The organism is Burkholderia sola (genome assembly GCF_905400185.1).
GTDB lineage: Bacteria > Pseudomonadota > Gammaproteobacteria > Burkholderiales > Burkholderiaceae > Burkholderia > Burkholderia sola.
This window is the reverse complement of record NZ_FR989676.1, coordinates 2,554,641-2,581,258: the sequence shown is the minus strand read 5'-3', so window position 1 is coordinate 2,581,258 and position 26,618 is coordinate 2,554,641. Positions and strand designations below refer to the sequence as shown.

At 67.4% G+C, this 26,618-nt stretch carries 18 protein-coding genes; 8 read left to right on the top strand and 10 right to left on the bottom strand.

From position 1 onward, the window contains the following. Positions 1-80 precede the first annotated feature (80 nt). Positions 81-659, top strand: a complete 579-nt coding sequence (locus tag KR541_RS27960; protein WP_176015339.1) for a DUF4865 family protein — start codon at positions 81-83, stop codon at positions 657-659. Further along, the gene (locus tag KR541_RS36970) at positions 659-781 is read left to right on the top strand and encodes a hypothetical protein (protein WP_256121801.1); all 123 of its coding nucleotides are present in this window, start codon (positions 659-661) and stop codon (positions 779-781) included. The genes KR541_RS27960 and KR541_RS36970 overlap by 1 nt, the downstream gene beginning before the upstream one ends. An 82-nt stretch (positions 782-863) precedes the next feature. Here the strand turns inward: KR541_RS36970 and KR541_RS27955 are convergent, their stop codons facing one another. Then, the gene (locus KR541_RS27955; protein ID WP_050010853.1) at positions 864-3,065 is read right to left on the bottom strand and encodes a glycoside hydrolase family 3 C-terminal domain-containing protein; all 2,202 of its coding nucleotides are present in this window, start codon (positions 3,063-3,065) and stop codon (positions 864-866) included. A 502-nt stretch (positions 3,066-3,567) separates the two neighbouring features. After that, complete coding sequence (locus tag KR541_RS27950; RefSeq protein WP_050010854.1) at positions 3,568-4,827, bottom strand: oligosaccharide flippase family protein; 1,260 nt, start codon at positions 4,825-4,827, stop codon at positions 3,568-3,570. A gap of 558 nt (positions 4,828-5,385) precedes the next feature. Here KR541_RS27950 and KR541_RS27945 point away from each other — a divergent pair. After that, positions 5,386-7,239 (top strand): serine aminopeptidase domain-containing protein, encoded by a 1,854-nt coding sequence (locus KR541_RS27945; protein ID WP_050010856.1) that lies wholly within the window; start codon positions 5,386-5,388, stop codon positions 7,237-7,239. Between the two features lie 161 nt (positions 7,240-7,400). Here the strand turns inward: KR541_RS27945 and KR541_RS27940 are convergent, their stop codons facing one another. After that, positions 7,401-7,832 carry a hypothetical protein gene (locus tag KR541_RS27940; protein ID WP_050010858.1) on the bottom strand — a complete coding sequence of 144 codons (432 nt, stop codon included), beginning with the start codon at positions 7,830-7,832 and terminating at the stop codon, positions 7,401-7,403. A gap of 134 nt (positions 7,833-7,966) precedes the next feature. Between KR541_RS27940 and KR541_RS27935 the strand changes: the two genes are divergently transcribed. Genes KR541_RS27935 through KR541_RS27925 form a run of 3 tightly spaced genes read left to right on the top strand, consistent with a single transcriptional unit; the run spans position 7,967 to position 12,902 of the window. Next, positions 7,967-9,184, top strand: coding sequence for a polysaccharide biosynthesis/export family protein (locus tag KR541_RS27935; protein WP_050010859.1), 1,218 nt, complete (start codon positions 7,967-7,969; stop codon positions 9,182-9,184). Positions 9,185-9,243: 59 nt separating this feature from the next. After that, positions 9,244-11,523: a polysaccharide biosynthesis tyrosine autokinase gene (locus KR541_RS27930; protein ID WP_050010860.1), complete on the top strand. Its 2,280-nt coding sequence runs from the start codon at positions 9,244-9,246 to the stop codon at positions 11,521-11,523. Then, complete coding sequence (locus tag KR541_RS27925) at positions 11,520-12,902, top strand: oligosaccharide repeat unit polymerase (RefSeq protein ID WP_050010861.1); 1,383 nt, start codon at positions 11,520-11,522, stop codon at positions 12,900-12,902. The genes KR541_RS27930 and KR541_RS27925 overlap by 4 nt, the downstream gene beginning before the upstream one ends. A 42-nt stretch (positions 12,903-12,944) precedes the next feature. Here the strand turns inward: KR541_RS27925 and KR541_RS27920 are convergent, their stop codons facing one another. The 4 genes from KR541_RS27920 to KR541_RS27905 form a co-directional block, all read right to left on the bottom strand. Next, positions 12,945-13,997 (bottom strand): acyltransferase family protein, encoded by a 1,053-nt coding sequence (locus tag KR541_RS27920; protein ID WP_050010862.1) that lies wholly within the window; start codon positions 13,995-13,997, stop codon positions 12,945-12,947. Positions 13,998-14,127: 130 nt separating this feature from the next. Next, positions 14,128-15,207, bottom strand: coding sequence for a glycosyltransferase family 4 protein (locus KR541_RS27915; RefSeq protein ID WP_050011080.1), 1,080 nt, complete (start codon positions 15,205-15,207; stop codon positions 14,128-14,130). Positions 15,208-15,228: 21 nt separating this feature from the next. Then, on the bottom strand, positions 15,229-16,377 hold the full coding sequence (locus tag KR541_RS27910) for a glycosyltransferase (protein ID WP_216089930.1): 1,149 nt from the start codon (positions 16,375-16,377) through the stop codon (positions 15,229-15,231). Between the two features lie 319 nt (positions 16,378-16,696). Next, positions 16,697-17,743, bottom strand: a complete 1,047-nt coding sequence (locus KR541_RS27905; RefSeq protein ID WP_050011081.1) for a glycosyltransferase family 2 protein — start codon at positions 17,741-17,743, stop codon at positions 16,697-16,699. A gap of 288 nt (positions 17,744-18,031) precedes the next feature. On the opposite strand from KR541_RS27905, the gene KR541_RS27900 reads away from it, so the two are divergent. Then, positions 18,032-19,318 (top strand): right-handed parallel beta-helix repeat-containing protein, encoded by a 1,287-nt coding sequence (locus KR541_RS27900; RefSeq protein WP_216089929.1) that lies wholly within the window; start codon positions 18,032-18,034, stop codon positions 19,316-19,318. A gap of 62 nt (positions 19,319-19,380) precedes the next feature. On the opposite strand, the gene KR541_RS27895 is transcribed toward KR541_RS27900, so the two are convergent. Continuing rightward, positions 19,381-20,958 carry a mannose-1-phosphate guanylyltransferase/mannose-6-phosphate isomerase gene (locus KR541_RS27895; protein WP_216089928.1) on the bottom strand — a complete coding sequence of 526 codons (1,578 nt, stop codon included), beginning with the start codon at positions 20,956-20,958 and terminating at the stop codon, positions 19,381-19,383. Further along, positions 20,955-21,533, bottom strand: a complete 579-nt coding sequence (locus tag KR541_RS27890) for a GNAT family protein (protein ID WP_050011082.1) — start codon at positions 21,531-21,533, stop codon at positions 20,955-20,957. Before KR541_RS27890 ends, KR541_RS27895 begins: the two co-directional genes overlap by 4 nt. 1,198 nt (positions 21,534-22,731) lie before the next feature. Between KR541_RS27890 and KR541_RS27885 the strand changes: the two genes are divergently transcribed. After that, complete coding sequence (locus tag KR541_RS27885; protein WP_175976070.1) at positions 22,732-24,123, top strand: sigma-54 dependent transcriptional regulator; 1,392 nt, start codon at positions 22,732-22,734, stop codon at positions 24,121-24,123. Between the two features lie 41 nt (positions 24,124-24,164). Here KR541_RS27885 and KR541_RS27880 read toward each other — a convergent pair whose 3' ends face one another. Then, complete coding sequence (locus tag KR541_RS27880; RefSeq protein WP_425542638.1) at positions 24,165-26,618, bottom strand: glycosyl hydrolase 2 galactose-binding domain-containing protein; 2,454 nt, start codon at positions 26,616-26,618, stop codon at positions 24,165-24,167.

The window sequence follows — 26,618 nt, the reverse complement described above, 5'->3', positions numbered from 1 at the left end:
CTTTTCAAATGATTCAAGGTCTTCTACGCTGCGCTCATGCCGTCCGGAATGCCGTCCGTTTCTTTCGCCAGGAGTCGATCATGCTGACCGCGTACTACGTGCACCGCCTGCCGGGGGACTACGACCTCGACATCATCCGCCAGCGTGTGCGCGAGCGCGGTCGCCTGTGGGACGACACGCCGGACCTGCTGTTCAAGGGATTCCTGCTGCGCGAGGCAGGCCGCCACGGCGCGACGGAAAACGGCTACGCGTCGTTTTACCTGTGGCGCAACGAACAGGCGTTCGCGCGGTTCGTGACGGACGGCCGCTATCGGGTCGTGACGGACAGCTTCGGCCGCGCGCCGATCGACACGCAGGTGGCGCTGGACGCGCGCAAGGGCAGTGCGTCGACGGGACGTTTCGCGCGTCTGGAAACGATCGAGATTCCGGCGGATGCCGACCTCGATGCGGCACTGGCGCGGGAGATCGAACGCAATCGCGAAGCGGCGGCACGGCAGGGCGTGGTCGCGGCGGCCGTCAGCCTCGATCCGCTGCGCTGGCGGCTGACGCGTGCGCTCGTGACGGAACACGAACCGGACGACGGCGGCGCGGGCACGGTGTACCAGGTCCTGCATCTGGCGAGGCCGCTGCTCGACACGCTGGAAGCGGGCAGCGCGTGATGGCCGGCATCGTGTCGCGATTGCCGGCCGGCGTGGTGGTGGCCGCGCATCTGGCGGGTGTGGTGGCGGGCATCGCCGCGATTGCGGCGCTTGCGACGATGCTGGCGCTGCTGTTCAGATAAGGCGCTTCAGCGCAGTGGTGGTTCAGAAGGGGCGCCGCGCATGCGATGCACGGCGCCCCCGGGTCGCTTCATCGCCGCTTGCTCAGTGGCCCTGCAAGCGGATATCGCGCGACGACGCGCCGACATACACGGTCCCGCCCGGCACGACCTTCCAGCCGTTGCGCGACGTATCCCACACGCTCTGCATCCGTGGCGACACGGTCACGCGCACACGCCGCGCCTCGCCCGGATTCAGCCGGATCTTTTCCCAGCCGACCAGCCGCTTCGGCGGCTCGTCCTTGTACGGCACGCCGAGATAGACCTGCGGTACTTCCGCGCCAGCCACGCGCCCGTCGTTGCGCACCGTGAACGCGACGCTCAGCGAGCCGTCCCATTGCTTCGACACCGACAGGCCCGAATACGCGAAGTGCGTATACGACAGGCCGTAGCCGAACTCGAACATCGGCTTGATGTTGCGCGCGTCATACCAGCGGTAACCCATGTTCAGCTTTTCCGCGTACACCGGGTCGGGGTCGAACGTGCCGTTTTGCCCCCACGTCGGCGAGTCCTGATCGCGCGCCGGGAACGTCACGGGCAGCTTGCCCGACGGATTGACCGCACCGAACAGCACGTTCGCGATCGCCTTGCCGCCGGCTTCGCCCGGATACCACGCCTCGACGATGGCCGACACGTTGTCCTTCCACGGCATCAGCACCGGGTTGCCGCTCTGGACGACGACGATCGTATGCGGATTCGCGCGCGCGACGGCTTCGACGAGCGCATCCTGGTTCGACGGGTTCGCGAGGCTCAGGCTCTGCAGATCGCCGAAATCCTCGCCGGCCGGCTGCGCGACCACGACGATCGCGACATCCGAGCGGCCCGCGAGCGCCGCGGCCTGATCGATTTCCTGCTGCGTGTATGCGCGGAACGGCGACTGCTGGTCGCTGTTGCCTGCATACGTGACCTGGGCGGCCGGCGCCAGCGCGCGGATCGCCGCGACGATCGGCACGTCGACCTTGAGCCACGGATTGCGCCACCAGCTGCACCCGGTCGACGACCCGAACGTCAGGCCGCCGCAGCCGGCGAACGAACCCGATACCGGGTCGCGCGTGTTGCCCGAGCCGCCGCCGGACAGCACGGCCGCATCCGCATGGCCGCCGATCACGGCGATACGCGACAGCGCCGACGCGACCAGCGGCAACTGGTTGCCGTCGTTCTTCAGCAGAACGATCGACTGCTCGGCGGCCGCCTGCGCGAACCGGTTGCCGGCCGCGAAATCGATCGTGCCGCCGCCCTGGGCCGGATCGTCCATCACGCCGACACGGATCATCACCGCGAGCTTGCGGCGCACCATGTCGTCGAGGCGCGCGGTCGACACCGAGCCGTTCGCGATCGCCTGCTTGACGGCCGCCGGCGTCAGGTACACGCTCGGCCCGACGTCTTCTTCCTCGTCGAGGCCGGCGTTGATCGCGGCGGCGGTGCTGTGCGTGGCGCCCCAGTCGGACTGCACCTGGCCCTGGAAGCCCCACTCGTTCTTCAGCACGTCGTTCAGCAGGTGAGGGTTCTCGCACGCATAGGTGCCGTTCAGGCGGTTGTAGCTGCACATCACGCTGCCGGGCCGGCCGCGCTTCGCGGCGATCTCGAACGGCAGCAGGTACAGCTCGCGCAGCGTGCGCTCGTCGATCTGCGTATTGCCGCCCATCCGGCCGTGTTCCTGCTCGTTGCCCGCGTAGTGCTTGATCGTGGCGATGACTTTCTGCCGCTGCGTGGCGAGCGTGCGTTCGGCGAGCAGGTCGCCGGCGAGCAGCGGATCCTCGCCGAGATACTCGAACAGGCGGCCGCCGCGCGGCTCGCGCGCGAGGTTGGTGCCGCCGGCGAGGCCCATGCCGAATCCTTGCGCGCGCAACTGGATCGCGACCTGCTTGCCGAAGTCGTACGACAGCCGCCGATCCCAGCTCGCGGCGACCGCGATCGTGGCCGGGAACGTCGTGCTGGCCTGCGACGTGCTGCCGGAGCCGGTCGCCGAATCGACCATGTTGAGATCGGGAATGCCGAGCCGCGGCACGCCCTGGATGTAGCCGGCGCCGCCGCCCGGCACCTTGGACATTTCGTATTGCGAATGAATGAATTGTAGTTTTTCGTCGAGCGTCATCTTGCGCACGAGCAGGTCGGCGCGCCGTTGCGCGGCGGCTGACGCGAACGTGTCGGTCGCGTCAGCCTGCGCATTGAAATCGGCGTCGCCGGCGTAGGCGGTGGTGCAGAGGGTCGCTGCCAGCACGACGGCCGGCCAGAGTGTGTCCCGCATGTTGCTCTCCTGATCGTATTGCCGGTTGTTGGAATGATGTCTGGAGTTGCGTACGTCCGGCGGATTCGCACCGGACGCATTCGGCTGGCGATGCAGGGTGGTTGCGCGTCGGCATGCCAGCCAGGCGGGGAATCGTTACGGCCGGTTGGGCTCGATCGAGCAACGCGGACGGCGACGCGGACCGTCCGATGCTGCCGAATCGGATGTAGCGATTCTCTGCAGCGACTAATCGTACGAATGTAGTTTGACTACAGAATCGGTGTTTCTACCGATACGTGTGATCTTTATTTCGTAGGGACGCGCGGCGGGGCGGAGAGGCGGTCATCGTTCCCGATCGGGCCTGCGCGGCAGAGTAAGAATTGCCTGCGCATGGGGCGCTCGGAGGGGCGGAAGGTCGGGGCGTGTATGCCCGTGCGATATGGTTCGTTGCGCGCGCATCGAACACGAACAGCGTCGGATGCCGGTCGCCCCGTGCGGAAACCGGCGCGGCACCGACAGTGGGCTAGCCGCGTCGAGCGACCGGACTGCCGGGCATCGGAATCCCGGCGCGATAGACGACGGTGGCGAGTGCCGCGGCGACCGCCGCCTCGGCCATCAGCACGGCGACGGCGGCGCCCCGCTCGGCGAAATACCTGGCGAGCACGGGCACCAGCACGATGTTCAGAATGCCCGACGACATCAGGATTCGCGTGAATGCCGACTTCATCCCGAGCGGCAGCATCGTTTGCACACCGAACAGGTCGGTCATGCCGGCCATGAACGGAATGAAGGCCATCCAGCGCAGCACCTGGACCGTCGGTTCGTACGAAGGGCCATACAGGATCCGCACGGCGAGCGGCGCGCCGAAGAAAATCGCGAGCGAGATGCCGAGCACCATCGCGACCTGCACGACGAACAGCTTGCGCAGGAACGAGAACGCGTCGTTGCGCGCATGCCGCATCAGGTAGCTGATGCGCGGATAGGTGGCCGCCTTCAGCGGTTGCAGCATGCTGAGCGCCGCGCGGATCAGCTTGTCGCCGGCGGCGAAGTAGCCGGCCGCGACGTTGCCCGAGACGAAGCCGAGCAGCACGGTGTTGGTCGACGCGTAGAACGCGATCGACGTCGACGCCAGAAACACCTGCCAGCCGCCTTTCAGCGATTCGGCGATGTCGGCCGCGCCGACGCGCACGAAGTCGATTTCACGGTTGAGGTACAGATAGGCCGCCAGCGCGATCGCGGACAGCGTCGGCACCGCTGCGTTGACGATCATCGCGCGATCGATGTCCGCCGGGCTGTGCACGAGCGCGAACATGGCCGGCAGGCTCAGGATGCGCCCGACGAACAGGATCATGCTGAGCGCGCGCAGCTTTTCCATTCCCTGGAAATACCAGCCCGGCGTGAACGCCACGCCGGCGACCATCCCGAACCCGATCAGCAGCAGGTCGCGGTCTTCGCCGAAGCGCTCGACCGCAAAGGTCAGCGCGACGAGCACGACGAAGCAGATCACCGCGATGCCGATCTGCGCGTATAGCGTCGCCCAGAAGATGCGCGAGCGTTCGGCGCGGTTGTCGCGAGCGAGCGCGATGCGCGGCGTGGCGGTCAGGTCGAAGCTGTAGCTCGTGCAGTTGGTGAGATACGCGATGACGGCGAGCGAGAACGCGAGCTGCCCGTAGCCTTCGGGCCCGAGGGCGTGCGTCAGCAGCGGTGCGATCAGCAGCGGCACGGCGTACATCGAAATCTGCAGCGTCAGCAGCAGCAGGAAATTCTTCTTGAGGTTTGACATTCGCTCGGTCGGCGCCGTGAGTGTCGCGGTGCGGCGGCATGGGACCGCGGTGCGCGCGTGCATCCGGTCGGCGCTGACCCGGGTTGCATGGGTGGGTGGCGCGTCCGGCGTCGCCGGGCACGGCCACATCGTATGGCGGCCATGATACGGGCCGCACGGGACGACTATGTTCGCGAGCCTACCGTTCGCGGATTCCGTTCGTGCGCGCGGCATGAATCGCGGCACGGCGCGCGTCGGCGTGCGTTGTCGTCTCGCGACAGCGATGAATCTATTTGTAAGCTGCCGCACCGAAGGACGTTCGAACCGAGTGCTTTAATCGATCGCACTGTTTTGGTTCACGGTGCAAACCGCCCGACGATGCCTCGGGCACGCAACATCACCTCCCGCGGGCATGGGGAGCAGGGCAACGCATGGAACCGGGCGGGCCGCGCAGGGGCGCGGCGGGGGCCGCTGCCGCGCGTTCATCGACGAGTCGCACGATCGTGGATCGCTCATTCCGGTGGAGCGGCCCGAACGCGTGTCCGCGTCCGATAAAAATACCGATCCGAGGAGTACCGATTGAAGCCGATTACGTTCGGCAGCTGCGTGGGGTGGCTGCACGAAGGACAGACGACACAAGGTGTGATCCTGTGCGAATCGCTGGGACACGAGGCATCGTGGACGCACAAGCTCATGCGGGCGATCGCCGAGCGCCTTGCCCGCGACGGCGTCACGGTGTTGCGATTCAACTATCCGTGCACTGGCGATTCCGCGGGCGACGACCGTGACGCCGATCGGTACGCCGCGACCGTCGGCAGCATTCACGATGCGATCGATCTGCTGCGCGACCAGGTCGGTGTCGCGTCGCTGACGCTCGTCGGAATCCGCGCGGGCGCGCTGTTCGCGATGCTGGCCGCCGCGGGCGACGGGCAGCACCCGTCGCCGCGCGTCGACGCATTGGTGGCGCTCGCGCCGGCCGTGCGCGGACGCGCTTATCTTCGCGAGCTGTCGTTCGTGCATCGCCAGTGGCTCGACGTCACGTCGCCTGCGATTCGCACCGCCCATCGTGACGAGCCCTGCATGAACGTGCTCGGGCACCGCTTTCCGGACGATTTCGTCGCCGCGTTGAAGGCGGTCGATCTGTGCGACGTCGTGCGCGCTGCCCCGAGGCTGCCTGATGCGATGCTGCTGATTCAGCCCGATCAGGACGGACCTGCGTTGCGCGATGCGCTGCTCGCGCGGGGCGTGAACGTGGCGGCCGATCCGTTTCGCGAATGGCCGACGACGATGCTGGACGGGACGCGCTCGCGCCTGCCGCTCGCGGCCATCGACACGCTCGCGCGCTGGATCGGCGAACGCGTGCCGCGCACGGCCGCCGGCATCGACCCGATGTGGCGGCATGATCCACCGTGGAACGGCGAATCGGCCGCCGCGCTTGACATGACCGACATGACCGAGCAGGTCGTCGCGGTCGGGCCGGACCGATTGGTCGGCGTACTGTGCCGTCCCGCCGATACGGGGCCGGCGAATCCCGCCGCTCCGGCGCTCGTGATCGCGAACACGTCGACGAATCCGCGAAGCGGCGAAGGCCGCTTCAGCGTGCGCCTCGCGCGGACGCTTGCACGCGCCGGCGTCACGACGCTGCGGATCGACGTGAACGGCGTCGGCGACAGCGGCGCGGCTGCGCTCGACGACCAGTCGCGCGTCGTGTATTCGGCGCAGTCGAGCGACGACGTGGCGGCCGCCGCCGACTGGCTGCGTGCGCTCGGCCATCCTGACGTGGTCGCGGCCGGCATCTGTTCCGGCGCCTATGCGGCATTGCATGCGGCCGTGAAGACGCCGTCGCTCGGCGGCGTGATCGCGATAAACCTGGCGCGCTTCGTGTGGCCGGCCGGGCTCTCGCTCGACGCGGTGCAGAAGCAGCGGAACAACTCGGTGCGCGGTTACTGGCTGTCGGTGCGCGACTGGCAGAAGTGGAAACGCCTCGTGCGCGAACGGCGCGATTTGCGGCCGATCGCGCGCGCCGTCGCCGCCAATGCGATCGCGCGAGTCAGCGTGCCGGTGAAGGAGGCGGCCGCGCGCGTCGGCTGGAAGCCGCGCGCCGGCACCCCACGCGGCGTGATGCACGTGCTTGCGCAACGCAATGTCCGCACGACCCTGGTATATGGCGCGCTCGATCCCGGCATCGACGATGTCCGGCGCCACTTCGGCGCGATCGAGCACGCATTCAGATGCTCGCGTCACGTGCGGCTGCACCTCGAGCCGCAGGTCGATCACGCGGTGTACGGCGCGGTCGGCACGGACATCGTGATCGAGCGGTGCTTGCAGGCGCTCGGTCGCGACTTGACGAGGCCGGCCGTGCACGTTGCCGATCCCGTCGCGCGTGAAGCGGCTGCGGGATCGTACGCAAACGTGTCGGTCGGCAGTCCGTGATGCGGGCGGTGCCGCATGCGTCGGCGCTTTGGGGCGCGATCCCCGCTTCGTATGAAGATCGACGTTCGGTGGGGTCGCTCACAGACGCGCCGTTCGCCGTGGTGTCCAATCCCTTATCGATGCATGCACGGTCGTGCCGCGGCATGACCGGCCGGGACGGGTCAGTCGCGATCGCCCGGCTCCGCATAGGGTGATTTCGCGTAGGGCGATGCGTACAACGTGTCGCTGCGCCATACGTCGTCGGCGGGCGCATGGGCGACCTGCGCGCGATGTGGCCGCGTCGGCACGAGCGGCCGGCGCAACGCGATGCGGGCCCGCGTGTCGGGCTGGACGGCGGCGCTCGCGGCTGAACGAGCGATCGCGGGTGCTGTCGCCGCAGATGCAGCCACGGACGCAGTCGCGGCGGGTTCGGCGGCCGCACTTGCGCCGGCAGCTTGCGCCGAGCGTTGTGGCGGCACCGGCGCAACGAGCGTCGACGACGCGAAGGGCGATGTATCGGCAGGCGTGCCGGACAGCGTTTGCGCACCGGCGGTACAGAGGAAGCCGGTCGACACGATGCAGACGAACGGCGCAAGCGACGAAGAGAAGTTCATGACGGATCGTACGGAATGACGTGCGGTGAAGAGGGTGGTGCGGCATGCAAGCTGCAATGCAAGCCGCGCTGGGCAAGCGTAATGCCGGAATTCGCCGCGTTCGGCGGGTTACCGCACAGTTTTGGAAGGACACCATGTCAATCACCACGCAACCGGAATCGACGCGCGGCACGCCGCGGCCCGGCGCCCGTCGCGCACCGTGGCTGTCGCGCATGGCGATCGTGGCGGCCGCGTGCGCGCTGAGCGCATGTGCGCTGTCGCCGGGCATGACTTACCGCGCGCCGGCGGAGCGCGACGCGAATGCGCGCGTGAGCGCCGACGCATCGGGGTCGGGCGGCCTCGACGGCGTGCAGAACGTGTCGAGCGAGGATCTGATCGAGATCACGCCGGCATTCGTCGCCCAGCATCAGGCGGGGCGGTCGGCCAATGTCGACGCGGAGATCCGCCGGCTGTTCGGCAAGCCGACGCCGTATACGATCGGCCCCGGCGACGTGCTGGGCATCGTCGTATGGGACCACCCCGAATTGAACCTGCCGACGACACAGACGCTCGGCGGCGGTGACGGCGTCGGCGCCAGCTCGGTCGCGACGGGCTATACGGTCGACGCGACCGGCAACGTCCAGTTCGCGTACGCGGGCCTCGTGCACGTGGCGGGATTGACCGAGGCACAGGCGCGCGCGCTGCTGACGAAGCGGCTCGGCGAATACGTGCGCAAGCCGCAGCTCGCACTGCGCGTGCAGAGCTACCGCAGCAAGCGGGTCTATCTCGACGGCGAGGTGCGCACGCCGGGCCTGCAGATCGTCAACGACATGCCGATGACGCTGCCCGAGGCGATCGACCGCGCGGGCGGTTTCACGCCGACGGCCGATCGCTCGCAGGTTTCGGTGACGCGCGGCGACACGACCGTGAACGTGAGCCTGCCTGCCCTGATCGCGGCGGGCGTGAATCCGTCGAACATCCTGTTGCGCGACGGCGATCTCGTGCGCGTGCGTGCGGCGAGCGACGCGAAGGTATTCGTGCTCGGCGAGGTATCGCGGCCCGCGACGCTGACGTTGACCGACGGCCGGATGAGCCTCGGCGAAGCGCTCGGCGACACGGGCGGCGTGAGTCAGTACACGTCGGATGCGCGCCAGGTGTTCGTCGTGCGCCGCGGCCCCGACAATCGCCCGCGGGTGTACCACCTCGACGGCAGCTCGCCCGCGTCGTTCGCGCTCGCCGACCAGTTTCCGCTCGAGCGGCGCGACGTCGTGTTCGTCGATGCGTCATCGCTGGTGCGCTGGAGCCGCGTCGTGAACCTGCTGATTCCGTCGTCCGCGCAAGGTGCGCTGACGGCGAAAGCCATTTCGCCGTGATGCCCGAGGCGGATTTCGTGACCGCGACCGTGCGTCGCGCCATACGGGACTGATGCTGTATGAACACTTCGACCCTGCCTGACCCGCACAGCGGGCGCATTCTGCGGCCGTCCTATCCGGTGCGCCGCTACTGGAGCATGCTGTATGGCGGCCGGCGACTGATCGTCTGCACGGCGCTCGCGGGCGCGCTCGCGGGCGGCCTGTATGCGCTGTTCGCGGCTCCCGTTTACCGCTCCGACATCCTGTTTCAGGTCGAGCAAAGCCAGACCGATTCGAAGCAGACGTCGCCGCCCGGCGATCCGTCATCGGTGTTCGATCTGAAGACCGATGCATCGACCGAGATCGAGGTGCTCAAATCCCGTGCGGTGCTCGACCGCGCGATCCAGAGCACGAACCTCGCCCTCGACGCACGGCCGCATTACCTGCCGCTGATCGGCTGGCGCTTCGTGAACGCGGCCGACGGGCTGTCGTCGCCGTTGCCGGGCGGATACGTGTATGGCACCGAGCGCATCGACGTGCCGACCTTCGACGTGCCCAAGCGCCTGCTCGGCAAGCGTTTCGCGCTGACCGTCGGCGACGACGGCGCCTACACGCTGCAGCGCACGGGCTTTTTCGGCCGGAAAGGACCGGCATGGCAGGGCCGCATCGGCCAGCCGCTGCACGTCGAGACGCCGCAGGGGCCGATCGACGTGTTCGTGCGCGACGTGGCCGGCCAGCCCGGCGCACGCTTCGACCTGACGCGCTACAGCGACGAGGAGGCGACGACGTGGCTGCAGAAGAACGCGCTGATCTCGGAGCGCGGCAAGCAGTCGAACATGATCGGCGTGACGCTCGACGGCATCGATCCCGTGCACGACAGCCGTGTGCTGAACGCGATCGGAGATGCGTATCTGGCGCAGAACACGCAGCGCAAGTCCGAGGCGGCCGACAAGCTGATCCGATACATGGACGGCCAGTTGCCGCAATTGAAGGCGCAGCTGGAAGCGGCGGAGAGCCGCTTCAACGCATTCCGTGCATCGCACGGGACGGTCAATACGAGCGATGAGGCACTGGCATTGCGTCAACAGTCGGTCGACATCGAGACACGCGTGCAGACGCTGCAGCAGCGGCGCGAGGAACTGCTGACGCGCTTCATGCCGAAGCATCCGGCCATCGTGGCCGTCGATGCGCAGCTCGCCGATGCGCAGCGCGCGCTCGACACGGCCCGCAAGCAGATCCAGCAACTGCCGACCGTCGAGCAGGGCGTGCTGCAACTGCAGCGCGACGTGGCCGTCGACACCGCGCTGTACACGAACCTGCTCAATACGCGCCAGCAGATGGTCCTCGCGCGTGCCAGCAAGACGGGCACCGTGCGGATCGTCGATACGGCGAAGGTCGCCGAGCAACCGATCGGTCCGCATCGCGGGGTCGCGGTGGTCGGCTTGCTGATGGTCGGCCTGATGGCGGGCGCGGCGATCGTGGTCGCCCGGCAGCGTGTCGTTGGCACGATCGGCGACGCGGAGGAAATCGAGTGGGCGACGGGTTTGCCGGTGTTCGCGACGGTCCCGCACAGCGCCGTCGCGGCACAAGCGGAGCTGCGGTCAAAGGTGCGCCGGCGCGGCCAGCGCATGCTGGCGACGCAGGCCCAGGCCGACGGACAGGATGCGGCGCTCGAAAGCCTGCGCAATTTCCGGGCGGCGCTGCAACTGTCGATGCCGGCCGCATCGAATCCCGTCGTGCTGATTTCCGGCCCGACGACGGGCGTCGGCAAGTCGTTCGTCGCGGCCAACATCGCGTCGCTCGTGGGCGCCGCGAAGCGGCGCGTCCTGCTGATCGATGCCGACTTGCGCAAGGGCTCGCTGCACGACCGGTTCCGCTATAGCCGCGCGCCAGGGCTGTCCGACGTGGTGGCGGGCACCCACACGCTCGACGACGCAATCAAGCGCGGCGTCGCACCGGGCCTGGATTTCATCGCGATGGGCAACGTCGTTCCCGATCCGGGCGAACTGCTGCTGCAGCCCGCGCTCGCCGAACTGATCGAGCGGGTCGCATCTCGCTACGACATGGTCGTGCTCGACGGCCCGCCGTTGCTCCCGGTCGCCGATGCGCTGGTGCTGGGGCGCCTGGCGGGCGCCGTGTTCCTCGTCGCGCGGAGCGGCGTGACGACGTTGACGGAACTCGATGAAAGCGCGCGGCGGCTCGAGCACGCGCATATCGGCGTACGGGGCGTGATCCTGAACGACTACAAGGGCGCGCCGGGACGGTACGACTACGGCTACAACGATGCGAACACGCATCAGACCACGTCCGGGTTGACGGGGATGATGGCGTCGCGGCAACGGGCGGAACGCCCGTCATGAACCGGCGAGCGGGCAGGGCTGGAGGCGGGCCGCGACCAGGCCCGGCGACGTTGCGCGGGATGGCGCGCGTGCGCGGTGCGGCGGGCGGTTACACGGGCTACTGGTGGGAAGATCCGGCCCGGCTCGTGCTGATGTTCATCCTGCCGTTGTACGGATTGCTGTCGCTCAGCCTGCTGGGCGACCAGAAGTCGATCGCGAGAATCTATTTCGACGGCTACTACGCGTTCGTCGGCGCGCTGTTCCTGATGGTGGTGGCGGCCACGGCGTGGCTCGCGACGACCGAAGCGCGGACGCGGCGCGGGCCGCCGGAAACGCCCGTCGAGGTGCCGCCGCGCGTGCTCGATTGCCTGTTTGCACTCGCGCTGTTCGGCAATCTCGTGATGATGAGCGGAGTCATCGCGCGTCCGGCGCTGCTGCTCGAGTTCCTGCACGGGCAGGCTACCGCGTACGACATGCTCCAGCAGATCGGTCGGATCACCGGGTTGAGTTCGTTCACGCAGGCGACGGCGCCGTTCGTCGCGCTCTATTTCTACGTGTTCCGAACGCCGGCGAAGGGCCTGAACCGCTACAAGATCTACATGGCCGTGCTCGCGGTGCTGACGCTGCTGCGCAGCTTCCTGTTCGCGGAGCGCCTCGCGTTGATCGAGATGGTGATGCCGCTCGCGTTGATGGTCGTGCGGTTCCGGCTGCACGGCCGGTATGCGCGGCTGCTGACGCTCGGGCCGTACGCGGCGATCCCGCTGTTGTTCGCGCTGTTTATCGCGAACGAGTACAACCGTTCATGGGAAGCCTATTACGTCAACATCTACGACAACATCTTCGACTTCGCGCTCGAACGGCTCGGCCTGTACTATTCGACGTCGCTGAACAACGGTGCGGGGATGCTCGCCGTGCTCGGTTGGGGGCAGGGCCATCCGATGTTCACGTTCGATTGGCTGATGCGCTTTCCGGTGATCGGCGCGACGTTCCAGCCGTGGTTCGATTCGAGCGACAGCTTCAACCTGTTTCTGAACAGCTACGCGGACCCGGAATTCAACAATCCGTCCGGGATCTTCGTCCACTTCTATGAATGGGGCTGGTTCGGGCTGCTCGACGCAACCGTGCTCGGCTGGATGGTTGGCCGCAGCTATGCGGGCTGGCGCAGCGGCAACGGATTCTGGTGCTGCGCGCACGCGGTGCTCTACGTGTCACTGATGGAAATCATGCGTACGCCAAATCTGTTCAGCGGACGCAATTTCCTGCCGATCGTGTTGCCGATCATCGTGTTCCATTGGTTCGGGAAGCGCCCGGCGGGCGTTGGGCCTTCCGGGCATACGGGATCCGGACGCGGGACGCGCGCCGCGGAAACGAACGAGCGGGGCGGCAGTGCAACGGCATAGCAGCTCGCAGGGCGCCCGGACCTCGGGATGATCGCGCGAAGCTCAAGCGGTACGCGTTCGTACCGCCGTGTCGCGTCCTGGCCACGCGGGGAAGCCGGCAATGTGCGCGAAGCCTGTCCGCAATGCGACCAGATAGACGACGATCGGGATCGCGACACCGGCCAGCGTGCCGAGTACGAGGTGTAAGGCGAGATCGGTGATGCCGGCGCGCATCAGCACGATCCGTACGGCCGCCATCGCGAAGATGTGGGTCAGGTAGATCGGCATCGATGCGCAACCGATTGCCGCCAGCCATGCCGCGCGTGCCGGCTGCGACGCATACCGATGCGCGAGTTGCAGCGTCAGCGCGATGCCCGAGAACGCGGCGGGAAGCGCCCAGATGCTCGTCGCGCCACCGAAGCCGTGAGCGAATACAATTGCGGCGACGAATGCCGTTGCCGTGGCGGCGCATGCGGTTGGCCCGCTGTTGCGCGCGAGCCAGCCGGGCAACGCCTGCGACGCAATGACGCCCGTCACGAAGAACGGTGCGTTCATCAGCGTGATCGACAGGATGCCCCACTGCGTCGCCGCGCCGAGTACCAGCCCGAGCACCGCGCATCCGGCGAGCCAGCCGCGCGCCCGCGATGGCATGGGTGAACGCGTCGTATTCGGCACGGCCGCCGCGAAAGCCCGGATGCCGAGCATGCAGAGCATCAGCGCGTACAGGAACCAGAACTGTGCGAACGGTCGCCAGCCGATCGCCAGCAGGTCGTCCAGCGTGAACGGATGATTGGTGCCGTGCGACGCCATTGCAATCTGCACGGCGCCCTGCGCGATCGACCACAGCAGGTACGGATACACGATCGTCCTGATCTTCGACCACAAGAAACCGTCCGGCGCGCGGCGCAGCGAGCTGCAGACGTGCAGGCCGGACAGGAAGAAGAACAACGGCATGTGGAACGTGTAGATCACGTAGTCGTTCCACGCGAATGCCGTGTCGGCCGCGCCTGTCGGCACAAGGTCGGCGGAAACGGCACCGCGCAGCACGTGGCCGTATACGACAAGAATGATTCCCGCGCCGCGGGCGACATCGAGGCTGGTTTCGCGAGCAGTCATGATGAAGGGGCGGTCGGCCCGTCAGGTTCCGCACCGCCGGGATATCGGACAGTCGTTCACTGTATGGCGGACCGATGCGCAGGACAGTGCGGTGGGCGACAGTGGGTCGTCGTGCAGCCCGACGGATGTCCTACAGCCCCTCGAATATCGCCTTCATCATCTCGGCGCTTCGGCTCCAGCGATACTTCTCCGCGTGCAGGCTTCCCTTGCGTTTGAGCTCGGCCCTGAGTGCGTCGGAATCGAGCAGGCTCCGCAATTTCCGCGCGATGTCGTCCTGCGAATACGGATCGCAGTACAGCGCCGCATCGGCACAGACTTCCGGCAGGGCCGCAGATTTGCCGACTACGACCGGGCAGCCGTAGCGCATCGCCTCGAGAGGCGGTATGCCGAAGCCTTCGTAGATCGACGGATACAGGAAGCACGCGGCGTGCTGATACAGCGCCTTCAATTGTTCGTCGCTGATATAGCCGACGTACTTGACGTTCGGTTCCGCCGCCGCCATGAGGTCCTGCTTGCCGAACACGGTGGTGTTCTGCATCCCGACGATGACGAGATCGACCGACGGATCGTCGATCTGCCTGAACGCCGCGATCAGCCGGCCGAAGTTCTTGGTGGGATTCATGCTGCTGACCGCGAGCACGAACCGGTTCGGTGTCAGCGCATGCTTATCGAGCACGCTGGTGTCCGGTTCCAGGGTGTCGAGATGATCCGCGCCGAGCGGCACGACGCTGATCTTCTCCGCGGCAACCCCGCAGTGATGCGCGAGGCGATCCCGCGAGAAATAGGAGTTGGTCAGCACGCAGACGGAGGTTCGCGCCAGGATCCAGAACATGACCCGGTACCACATGCGAAACGGGCGGGAGAAATGCGCGGGGGTGTCGAACACGGCCGCGTCGTGCATGTAGATGATCTGGTTGCCGATGAAAATGGATGCCGAATTGCTGAGATTGACGATGCGGCCGCGGCGTGCGAACAACGGGAGCACCAGCTGTTCCCACACCACGCCCTTGTAAAAGCCGACTTTGACCATCTTCGCTCCGCTTACCTCGATGCCCGGCTGCGGAGGCACCAGCACGGTTACCGGATCCTGCGGCTGAAACTTGATCAATGCGGCGATCAGCTCGCGTGCGACGCGTTGCACCCCGGTTGTCTTCTGCGTGGTGAATCGGCCGTTGTATACGAGTGGCTTCGGTTTCTTGAACGAGATCATGTCCATAAGGGGATATCGAAATCAGGCTTTGACGTGATCCGCTGCAACCGGCTTGAACTCGCGCGTGTCGACGCGCGGCTCGTCGGTGCCGAGTCCGTAAAGCGCATGCCATTGCCGGAAGATCGCGCTCATCGAAAACCGCTGAATGGCCCGCTTTCGCGCGGCATCACCCATCCGCTCGCGAAGCTGCCGATCGTCGCGAAGGGCGGTCACGTACTCGACCATCTCGTCGGCGGTTGACGCGACATAGCCCGTCACACCATGAATCACCACGTCGCGATTGCCGACAACGTTCGTCACGACGGCCGGAATTCCGGCAACCTGCGCTTCGATCAGCGCGACCGGCATGCCTTCCCAGCGCGAGGTCTGGACATAGATGTCGAGTTCCGACGTCAGCGCCAGCGCGCGTTCGCGGGTTACCCAGCCACTGCATGCGACGGCCTCGCGCGCGGCGGAATCCGGGATCTCGGCCGCGTTGCCGCCGATCCACAGAAACTCGACGCTGGCGCCGTGCAACATGTCGGCGAGTCGCACGAATGCTTCATGGTTCTTCTGGAACGACGCGCGGCCGCTCATCCCGATCACGACCTTGTGGTCGTCGCGCGTACGGCGGGCCGGAATCTCCGCGACGTTCACGCCGTTTTCCACCAGGACCGCCGATCTTGGCCTGACTTTTCCGTTGATCTCGCCGAGCTCGCTGCCCGAGCACGCGACAATGGTGCCGCCGATGCGCGCCGCGATGCGCTCGAAGCTCAGATAAGCGAACTGCTTGATGGGCGACACGTCGCAGCGCAGGAATGACAGGCCGTGTGGCGAGTAGAGAACCGTTGCATTCGGGGCGGCGATCCGGGCAGCGATACGTCCCAGCACGCCGGCCTTCGACGAGTGCAGATGAATCGCGGTCGGCTTGCAGTCGCGCAGGGTACGGACGAGCGCGTGCACACTCCGCAGATCCTGCCGGACGTTGACCTCGCGCACCATGTCGATATAGACCAGCTTCACGTCGGGCCGGAACAGCGTCGAGAAATCGGCCGGCGTTTCCGGCCGGATCGCGTGCAGGACCGTCACGTCCACGCCGGCCGCGGCGGCATGGTTGGCGAGATAGGTGAGCATCGACAGCACGCCGCCGCCGAATGCTTCGGCAATATGAACGATCTTTTCCTGGGTCATCTCTCGGTCTGTCGATTCGGTCGCGCTGTTCGTTACCCAGTGCGACGATGGAGGCGGCGTATCGTCAAGTCGTCAGCGGACCACGCATGCCGTACGTCCTATCCATTACGCATTCCTGATTGATTGATGCGCGATCGCCGCCGCCATTGCTTCCGGTCTGTCGGACTTGATCGCGCGAACACGCCACGTGGCGGCGAACATCTACGCGCCACGCATGCATCAATTGGTCCGGACCATTGTGAAGCGCACGCCGCACGCACTCGGTGCGATGGCTAACCGAACAAGCGAATCGGCAGCCGCAGTCGCGTCCGGATGGGATTCATCGCGCGCCGGTGCGTTGGTCGGGCGACTTGCGTACGCGAGCGAGCGGATTGGACAGATAGCGGATCGCGCGATTGCTCAGCGTTGACGATGGCAGCAAGCACGCGAGCGACAACACGGTAACCGCCACTTTCTTGGCCGGGCGCCAGAACGGGTTGCGCAGCACGGTGTGCCAGTAGCGTCCCGATTCGCATAGGAACCAGCGCCAGCGCCGCGCGAGCGGCGCGCGATACAGCGTGCTCGCGAAGCGCGCCTTCTCGATGGCGAAGTCGAGCGGGGCCATCGGTAGCGCTTCCCGCAACCGCGTGCCGGCAAGCGTGCGCAGGATCGACCAGCGGCGTTCGGCCTTCAATGCACCGGTTGCCGCGTCTTCCGAGTTGGCGAGCGCGAGGGCCGGGCCGTCGGCCGCGCTTGTGTTCGACTGCTGGTGCATGCGATAGCCGCCGAGCGTCGCATCGATCATGTGGACGGCACCGAGCAGCGCGATGCCGTAGATCGCGTAGAAATCGGCGCCATGGAGATTGTCGGCAGTGACGGGCACCGGAAAAATGCGTTTCAGCGCAGCGACCTGGTACGCATTGCCCGATGCAGGCGGCGACGGGTACAGCCAGCCCGCGCGCAACAGGCGGCCGCAATCCGTATCGATCACCGACTGCGGCACGCTCGCGCCGGTTCGCGCGCCATCGTGCGCGATCACGTCGAGCCGGAAATGGACCTTCACGAAATCGCCGGATGCGAACGCGGCGAGCACGCGTGCCGCGGCGTCGGCATAGAGCAGGTCGTCCGCGTCGAGCAGGATGACGTAGCGCGACGTGACGTGCTCCAGCGCGCGGTTGTACGCGGCAACCTGACCGCGATTCTCCTGGAACACCGCGGCAATGCGCTCGCCATACGAGCGAATGATGTCGCGCGAATCGTCGGTCGACCCGTCATCGACGATCAGAACGCGGACGCCGTGCGCGGTCTGTGCGAGCGCCGAGTCGATCGCGTCGCGCAGGTACTTGCCGTGGTTGTAGTTGCAGATTGCGATGGTCAGGTCGGTCATGTGCGGAAGTCGGACGGGCGCGCGGACGATCGGGGTCATGATACGGATCGCGCGGCTGCGCACAGTTCGCGAGCCTACCGTTCGGGAGTGCGCGCGCGCATGGCATATCGCGTCGTCGATGCGGTACTGGAGCGCTTGGTCTGATGACGCACCGAAGCCGTTCGGAGCCCCTGATCTAATCGACGTTGGAGCATCGCCGCTTTCGTCGGCTTAGCGGACAGGCCACGCAGCCGGCCGTCAATACGTGCGGTTCGACGTGCACGGAGACTTGTCAGGGAACGATACGATATGCATGAATTGCAACGCCTGTCGCGCTTTGTGGTCGCCGGCATGTGCATGGCGGGCGCGCTATCGTGGCCGGCGCTCGCCGCGCCCGCCACCTCCGCGACCCAACCGGCCGCGCTTGATGCGGCGGTACCGGACGCGTACGTGCGTCCGGACCCCGCCGCGGCCGATCAGGGCGACGCGCTGCAACGCGCGCTCGACGCGCTGCGGCCGGGGCAGCGGCTTGTATTCGCACCGGGGCGGTATGTCGTCGGCCGGTCCCTCGTCGTGCGGCAGGCGCGTGTGGTGCTGTCGGGCTTCGGCGCGACGCTGATCGCGACAGCGCCGAACGATCAGACGATCGAGTTGCACGGCGACGGTACGACGCTCGTCGGGTTCCGGCTCACGGGAACCGGCACCACGCGTCTCACGACGCCGGAGTCGACGAAGATCGAGGTAACGGGGCGCGACGTGCAGGTGCTCGACAACATCGTCGACGGTGGCGCAGGCGCGGGCATTTTCGTGTTCGGCGGTGCGGATGTCGCGATCGTCGGCAACGAGGTGCTGTCGACGCTGGCGGACGGCATTCACATGACGCACGGCTCGCGCAACGTGCTGGTGCAGGGCAACGTCGTGCGTGGAACCGGCGACGACATGATCGCCGTCGTGAGCTACCAGGCGGAAGGCGTGCTGACCCGCAACGTGATGATTACCGGCAACTCGCTGGAAGGCAACCCGTGGGGCCGTGGCATCACCGTCGTCGGCGGCGCGAACGTGACGATTTCAAACAACATCGTGCGCAACGTGCAGGTCAGCGCCGGGATTCTCGTCGCTCAGGAAGACAGCAACCGCACGGTCGGCTCGTCTGACGTCCGGATCGAGCGCAACGTGATTGCCGATATTCAGACGGCGACAGGTCGGACCGATTCGCGTCCGCTCACGCAGCAAGCAGCGATCGAGGTCAGCACGTGGTCCGGTTCGGTGTCGCGCGTGACCGTGATCGGCAATCGCGTTTCGAATGCGCGATTCGATGGCATTCGGTTGTGGGGCAACGTGTCGGACGTACGGCTGGCGGACAATCAGCTGTCGGGGATCGGCGGCATGCCGGTGCGGGCCGGACCTGAACCGGATTGCGCCGCCGGCGCGTCCGCGGGTTCGTCCGCGAACCATCGGGCAAGGGGCGCGCCGTGCACGAGCACGCGCCTGTATCGGCCGGGCGCGCCCGACGCCGTCGGCGCCGATACGTCACTGCTGCCACGCGTGCGCGAATCCGTCAGACGGGCGCGCTGGTCCCAACGCGGCGTCGATTGATCGTGCGGGGCGCGGCCAACGCGCCGGCGCGATTCGCATGCACCTGTCCCACGCTCGTCCGGCTAACCGGGTTCTCCGGCCGAGAGCGATACGACCGGCGTGGGTTGCGCGGAAGTCGTCCTTGACGATGGCTGAACCGTCCCGACGACCGCCCGCCCATACTGATCGTCGAACCGCACGATATCGTCCTCGCCGAGATAGTTGCCCGATTGCACCTCGATGATTTCGAGCGGAATCCGGCCGGGATTCTCGAGTCGATGCACTTCGCCGACGGCGATATACGTCGATTCGTTCTCGCACAGCAGGAACGTCTCGGCGCCGCGCGTGACCTTCGCGGTGCCGCGCACCACGATCCAGTGCTCGGCACGGTGATAATGCATCTGCAGCGACAACTGCCTGCCGGGTTCGACGACGATCCGCTTCACCTGGAAGCGCTCGCCGAAATCGATCGAATCGTAATGGCCCCACGGCCGCTGCACCTTGCGGTGCTCGCTCGCCTGCGGGCGCTGGTCGGTCTTCAGGCGCGCGACGATGTTCTTCACGCGCTGCACGTCGTGCTTGTTCGCGACCAGCACCGCATCGGCCGTCTCGATCACGACGACGTCCTTCATCCCGACGCACGCGATGAGGCGGCCTTCGGAGCGCACGAGGCTGTCCTGCGTATCCTCGAACACGATCGGCCCGCGCGCGACGTTGCCCTGATCGTCCTTCGGCATGATTTCCCAGATCGCGTCCCACGTGCCGACGTCCGACCAGCCGGCCGCGAGCGGCACCACGATGCCTTCGATGCCGAGCTCGCCGTGTTGCGCGAGGCGCTCCATCACCGCATAGTCGATCGAATCAGACGGGCACGCGTCGAAGGCCGCCGCATCGATCCGGAAGAACGGATCGTCGGCGACGCCCGCGCGCCATGCGTTCTCGCAGGCGGCGTGGATGTCCGGCGCGAGCGCGCCGATTGCCTTCAGCCAGACCGATGCGCGCGTGACGAAGATCCCGCTGCTCCACCAGTAATCGCCCGATTGCAGATAGCGTTCGGCGAGCGCCGCATCGGGTTTTTCGACGAAACGCCCGATCGCGTAGCCGCCCTGGCTGCCGTGGCGGCCCGAGCGCGGTTCGCCGACCTGGATGTAGCCGTAGCCCGTTTCCGCGCGGCGCGGCAGCACGCCGAGCGTGACGATCGCGCCTTCCTGCGCATAGCGCGCCGCGCGTGCGATCGCGTCCTGGAACGCGCCGACGTCGACGATCACGTGATCGGCCGGCATCACGGCGAGCACGGGGTCGTCCGCGAGCGCGCTCGCGTCGAGCGCGGCCAGCGTCAGCGCGGGCGCGGTGTTGCGCGCGGCCGGCTCCAGCAGGATGCGGGCGGGCGCCGAGCGGCCGTGCACCTGCTCGGCGCTCATGAAGCGATGCTGTTCGCCGCAGACGAGCAGCAGCGTATCGCCGAGCGACGCGTTCGCGATGCCGTTCAGGCGGCGCGCCGTCGCCGACAGCGGCGACTCGTTCGAGACCAGCTCGATCAGTTGCTTCGGATACTGCTCGCGCGACAGCGGCCACAGCCGCGTGCCGGAGCCGCCGGCGAGAATCACCGGCAGGATGCTCGGCAGATCGGGTTCGGGAACCGGGCGAAGGGTAGGGGTCATCGGTTCGCTCCGGTATCGGCGGGTAGCCGGGTGCGCGCGCGGCCGTCCGCGCGCGTGTCGTCGTTGCGGGAGACGGAAACGGCCCGCGACAGCAGGTGACGCAGCGCGCCGGCTGCACGGTCGGCCGACCGTACCAGGCCGACGAACGGCGCACCCTGTTCGAGATACGGGCCGTAGGCCTTGCGGAATCCGAACTGTTTGTAGAATGCCTGACGCGGCGCGGGGACGTGCGTGCGCACCGCGGTGTCCGGCCATGCGGCCTGCGCGGCGGTGAGCGCGCGCCCGATCAGGCGTTCGAGCGTGTCGTCGTCGCGGCAGCTTTCGCTCGTCAGCACCTTGTCGATCACGACGTCCGGATCGATGTCGTCGCCGGGCAGGATGCGCGCGTACGCGGCGACTTCCGTCGTGTCGCCGTTGCGCACGCTCGCATAGACGTGCAGCGCGCCCGCGTCCTTGCCGTCGATGTCGAGATGCGTGTGCGCATCCTCGACCACCAGCACGGCGTTGCGCGCGCGCAGGATTGCGTAGAGATCGACGGCGCTCAGGTGTTCGAATTCACAACAATGCCATTCCATGATGCGGTCCTCGCGTGATGCCTTCGGCACGCCGCGCCGCACGGACGCGGTCGTTCCGTGCGGCGCGGCGATCTTCATCATCCGGATGCGGGGTGCGGCGGTCTGTTCGAAAGCGTACTCACGCTCCGGATTCGCATGCACGGCGCGGGATACGACGCGACGTGCGCGTCACGGGAGCGTCGCAATGTGCGATAGCACACACCGTCGGGGCCGGTGCCTTTTCATAATTGCTTCATCGTGGCGGCCTGCAATGAGGCGCGACCGACATCGCGCGCAAAACGGGTCACCGGGACGCGGGACCGAGGATTGCGGTGGTTCGCGACCGGCCGGTCGCGCGCTTGCACCGTCGTGGTGATCGGCTGGTGCGTTTGCTTCGGGTCGTGACGTGCGCGGTGGCCGATCGCGCCGGGAGGGCCGTCATGCTGCACCGCACGGCGCGCGGGCGTGCGTCCGATGCCCGGCGCCCGGCACCCGAGCCTGTCGGCGGGGAATTCGCCGAAAAGAGGCTGCGCGGCGCGAGGCCGGTGATTACGACGTGTAACGGCCGGGCGGCCCGCGCGCCGGCGCAAGGCGATGCGGCGACCCGCCGGCGCGCGCGATTATGCGGTCCGGACGCGCGGTCCCACGCACTTTTGGGAGATTTCGGTGAAAATCGCAGGTAATCGATCGTATCAATCTTGCGGAAAAGTAGTATTTGCCACTGATTGACGGGAATGGTCGGAGATAATCAAATCTCAGTGGTCAAAAGCGCGCAGCGCGGGGCCACGGGCAGCGTAACCGACTGATTCAGGATTATCTTTTGGTAACAAGGTCATCTCGAAACGGGGTGTAGATTCAGGTGCGGATGAAATGGGGCGGTCAATCCGGGCGCGGTTTGGCAGCCCTCCGGTTCAGCATCGGGCGCGACTGTCGTGTACGACGCGACGCACATGCGGACGGAATGTCCGTTTGCCGGCGTGCCCCGCCTGACGGCGGGTCGCTTCAAAGCCGGAATGTCATGGCTCCCGCAGCCGCGCATTCCGTTCGAGTTCGATGACAACGAGGCCGGATGACATCCGGCTCGACCTCCGGGGGTTTTCGCCGTGTGCAGTTTCGATCTTCGCCAAGGCTGCGGAAACGCAGCGCGGAAGGGCGGCCATGCGCCGCCGGCCGCAGCGCACGCGGACGGTTCGCGGAGTGCAGAGAGTGACGGTTCGTTATGAATATGCCAATAACGCGCGATAAGAGCGCCGGCGCGGGGAGCGGTAACGGGCAGCGTCCGCTGATTTACTGGACGCAGTCGCCGTCCGTGATGCTGCGAAAGGAATTGTCGCGCCGCGACTGGAAAGTGACGGTCGTCGCGCATGCGAACGACCTGCGCGACACGTCCGGCGAAATTACCTGCGGCATTCTCGATCTGAGCGGCGGCCATGCCGATGCAATCGGCAGCATCGCGTCGACTTGCGCGTCGATGCGCGACGTCGTCTGGGTGGCGCTCGTGGACGTCGGCCAGACGGCGTCGCCGAACGTGCGCGCGCTGTTGCGCGACTACTGCTTCGACTACGTGACGCTGCCGGCGTCGCACCAGCGGATCGCCGATACGGTCGGCCATGCCTATGGCATGGAGTGCCTGTTCGCGCGCGATCGCGAACAGCTCGAATCGGAGGAAAAGGGCATCGTCGGCACCTGCAGCGCGATGTTGCGGCTGTTCGATACGGTGCGGCGTTTCGCGCGCACCGACGCACCGGTGTTCGTGTTCGGCGAAACGGGAACCGGCAAGGAGCTCACGGCCGTCGCGATCCACCGTCATTCGGAGCGACGCAACGGCCCGTTCGTCGCAGTCAACTGCGGCGCGATTCCGCCGCATCTGCTGCAGTCCGAGCTGTTCGGCTATGAGCGCGGCGCGTTTACCGGCGCGAACGCGCGCAAGATCGGCTACGTCGAGGCCGCGAACGGCGGCACGCTGCTGCTCGACGAAATCGGCGACCTGCCGCATGAAAGCCAGGCGAGCCTGCTGCGGTTCTTGCAGGAACGTTCGATTCATCGTCTTGGCGGCAGCGATCCGGTGCCGGTCGATGTCCGGATCGTGTCGGCGACGCACGTCGACCTGCGCGACGCGATGGAGGAAGGGCGATTCCGCGCCGACCTGTTCCACCGGCTGTGCGTGATGCGCATCGACCAACCGCCGCTGCGCGCGCGCGGCAAGGACATCGAACTGCTCGCGCACCACATGCTCGAACGCTTCCGCGGCGATGCGCGCCATCGCGTGCGCGGCTTTTCGACGGATGCGATCACGGCGCTCTACAAGCACGACTGGCCGGGCAATGTCCGCGAACTGATCAACCGCGTGCGCCGTGCGGTCGTAATGACGGAGGGGCGCCTGATCACCGCGCAGGATCTAGAGCTCGAATACTGTCTCGATGCGGCGTCGCCGTCGGTCGCCGACATCCGCAAGTCGATCGAGCGCGAGGCGATTGAAACCGCGTTATTGCGGACGCGCGGACGCGTCGCCGCTTCGGCGCGCGAGCTCGGCGTGTCGCGCGCGACGCTGTATCGCTGGATGGAGGCGTACGGCATCGAGCGACCGCGCGGGACGGGCTCGTCCGACTGATATGCGCCAGCATCACGCTCGCGCCGGACGCGAGCGTCGTGTCAGCCGGCCTGCGTGGCGCGCACCGCGCGCGCGGCGTTGACGGCCCGGATTTCCACCGTGGGCGCGACGTAGTCGTCGGCCGCCGCGGGCTTCCCGTCGGTTCGCAATGGAATGAGCGCGATGCGCGCAGGCGTGCCGGGCGCGAGATGGAACCAGTCGTCGCTCGGCATGAAGCCCGGCGCGTCGATCTGCACGTGGCGGGCGACGTGTCGCGTGTCGATGTCGACGTGCCAGGTCGCGCCGGTGCGCGACACGCATGCCTCGATCCCCGGTTCGCGACGCGCCAGCACGGCCGGATGCGTGCGGGACGGAAAATGGAACGCCTGCGACAGCAGCGTGCCGTCGTCGGCGCGTAAGGTCGCTACGACCGTATCGTGTTCGCAGGGGCCGAAGCGGTACGCGTAGGTCCAGTCGAAGAAGCGGCCGAGCAGCTCGGCCGAGCCGAGCCGTACCGTGTCGTGCGCGGCGATCCGCACCGGGGAGCTGGCCCGCGCGACCGGCGTGCGGCCGTCGCGCAGCGCGACCAGCTCGATCGCGGCCGACAGCGGCGCCGGGCGTTCGTTGACCACATGCACGTCGAGCCCGTTCAGGCCTTCGTCGACGAGCAGCACCTGGATCGGCTGCAGCACCTGACGCAGCGCATACCAAGCCGATTTCGGCCGGTGCGCGGCGTCGATCACGCCCCATCCGGCGCCCGGCATCACGTCCTGGAACTGCCACACGAGCGCGCCCGCGCAACGCGAACCGGTGCGCCGCCATTCGGAAAACGTCTCGCGCATCACGTCCGCGATCACCGCACGCGACAGCTCGAGGTAGCGCGCCGGGTCCTCGCGCCGCAGCCGGTCGGGCACGACGTCGTACAGCGTCTGCAGATAATGGTCGCGGATATCGTCGAAATCCCACGACGTGCCGGGGTCGCGGGGCACGGCCGCCTTCCAGCGCGGTTCGTGCACGCCCGGCCAGCCGAGTTCCGCGAGCGTCGCATCGCCCGGCACGTTCGCGAACGCGAGGCATTCGCTCGCAAAGCGCACGTCCGCGCGGCGCGCGTCGTCGAGCGGGCGCAGATACGCGCCGACGCCGTAGTAGTGCGACACGCGTTCGCGCGGCATGAACGGCAGCACGCCGCCGTCGGGCGAATCGGGCACGTACGGGACGTCGGGGCGGTGTGCGGCCGCGTGGCCGGCCAGCCGGTCGGCGGTCAGCTCGACGAAGCGCTGCTTCGGCCCGAGCCCCGACATCGCGGCCTGCTGCGCGATCTCGCTGCCGCCGCACAGCACCGCAAGCGACGGCGAAGGGCCGTGACGCGACAGGAACTGGCTCGCCTCGCGATCGACGTTGGCCGCGAACGCGGGATCGTCGAGCGCGTAATCGAAGTTCGCGAAACCGAAGTCCTGCCAGACCAGCAGCCCGAGCCGGTCGCACCATGCGTGGAACGCGTCGGCCTCGTAGGTCATCGTGCCGCCGACGCGAATCATGTTGAAGCCGGCGTCGCACGCGAGCCCCAGCAGGCGGCCGTAGGTCGCGTCGTCCGCGTGCAGCGCGAGCGGCGCGGCGCTGCTCCAGCATGCGCCGCGCGAGAATACGGGCACGCCGTTGATGCGCAGTCCGAAACCCTTGCCGTCGGCGCCGGCGTCGACGTCGATCGTGCGAAAACCCGTCGAGCCCAGCGACCGGCGCGCATCGCCGATATGCAGGGCGATCTCGTAGAGCGCCGGTTCACCGTGCGTATGCGGCCACCAGCGGCGCACGTTCGGTATCGCGACGCTCGTGCGCAGCCGGTCGGCGCCGGCGCGTTCGAGCGTCGCGTGATGTTCGCCGCATGACAGCCGCGCCGCGAACATGTCGGGCAGCGGCGCGGCGAACGTCAGTTCCGCATCGAGCCAGCCCGTGTCGCCTTCGACGCGTGCATGCAGTTTGCAATCGGTAAGAATGGGCCCGTCGGACGGATCGAGCACGTCGATGGGCCGCCATGGGCCGGTGGGCACATACGGCGGGAACCAGCCCGGCATATGGCCGAACAGCGACGTGCGGATCGTGCGCAGCGTGGCCGGTTCGGCCAGCCGCGTGCGCCAGCGTGCACGGCGCGTCGCGCGCGCGTCGCGCAGGTGCGGCGCGAGCGCGCGGAAACAGACAGTCAGCCGGTGCGTGCCGTCGAGCGACACGGGCACGTCGTGCGCGACGAACATGCTGTCCGAGCAGTGGATCGGCGTGTCGTCGAGCCAGGCCTGCGCGAGCGTCGCGAGGCCGTGAAAGCGCAGGATGCGCAGCCCGCGCCCGCGCAGTTCGAGCCGATACCAGTGGTCGCGCTCGTCGAGCGACGCGGCTTCGTCGAGCCGGCCGGACAGCGCGAGCGCCTGCGCGACCGTGCCGGGCACCGGCGCCGCGATCCAGCCGTCGTGGTCGGCCGGGAGGTCGCGCGGCTCGCGCACGGCGCCCGCGGCCGTCGCCCGCAT

Coding starts and splice junctions, on each gene's coding strand:
- KR541_RS27935 (WP_050010859.1), top strand. CDS start 7,967: ATGTCAATCACCACGCAACCGGAATCGACGCGCGGCACGCCGCGGCCC.
- KR541_RS27925 (WP_050010861.1), top strand. CDS start 11,520: ATGAACCGGCGAGCGGGCAGGGCTGGAGGCGGGCCGCGACCAGGCCCG.
- KR541_RS36970 (WP_256121801.1), top strand. CDS start 659: ATGGCCGGCATCGTGTCGCGATTGCCGGCCGGCGTGGTGGTGGCCGCG.
- KR541_RS27890 (WP_050011082.1), bottom strand. CDS start 21,533: ATGGAATGGCATTGTTGTGAATTCGAACACCTGAGCGCCGTCGATCTC.
- KR541_RS27915 (WP_050011080.1), bottom strand. CDS start 15,207: ATGATCTCGTTCAAGAAACCGAAGCCACTCGTATACAACGGCCGATTC.
- KR541_RS27920 (WP_050010862.1), bottom strand. CDS start 13,997: ATGACTGCTCGCGAAACCAGCCTCGATGTCGCCCGCGGCGCGGGAATC.
- KR541_RS27955 (WP_050010853.1), bottom strand. CDS start 3,065: ATGCGGGACACACTCTGGCCGGCCGTCGTGCTGGCAGCGACCCTCTGC.
- KR541_RS27895 (WP_216089928.1), bottom strand. CDS start 20,958: ATGACCCCTACCCTTCGCCCGGTTCCCGAACCCGATCTGCCGAGCATC.
- KR541_RS27950 (WP_050010854.1), bottom strand. CDS start 4,827: ATGTCAAACCTCAAGAAGAATTTCCTGCTGCTGCTGACGCTGCAGATT.
- KR541_RS27900 (WP_216089929.1), top strand. CDS start 18,032: ATGCATGAATTGCAACGCCTGTCGCGCTTTGTGGTCGCCGGCATGTGC.
- KR541_RS27885 (WP_175976070.1), top strand. CDS start 22,732: ATGAATATGCCAATAACGCGCGATAAGAGCGCCGGCGCGGGGAGCGGT.
- KR541_RS27905 (WP_050011081.1), bottom strand. CDS start 17,743: ATGACCGACCTGACCATCGCAATCTGCAACTACAACCACGGCAAGTAC.
- KR541_RS27940 (WP_050010858.1), bottom strand. CDS start 7,832: ATGAACTTCTCTTCGTCGCTTGCGCCGTTCGTCTGCATCGTGTCGACC.
- KR541_RS27910 (WP_216089930.1), bottom strand. CDS start 16,377: ATGACCCAGGAAAAGATCGTTCATATTGCCGAAGCATTCGGCGGCGGC.
- KR541_RS27880 (WP_425542638.1), bottom strand. CDS start 26,618: ATGCGGGCGACGGCCGCGGGCGCCGTGCGCGAGCCGCGCGACCTCCCG.
- KR541_RS27930 (WP_050010860.1), top strand. CDS start 9,244: ATGAACACTTCGACCCTGCCTGACCCGCACAGCGGGCGCATTCTGCGG.
- KR541_RS27960 (WP_176015339.1), top strand. CDS start 81: ATGCTGACCGCGTACTACGTGCACCGCCTGCCGGGGGACTACGACCTC.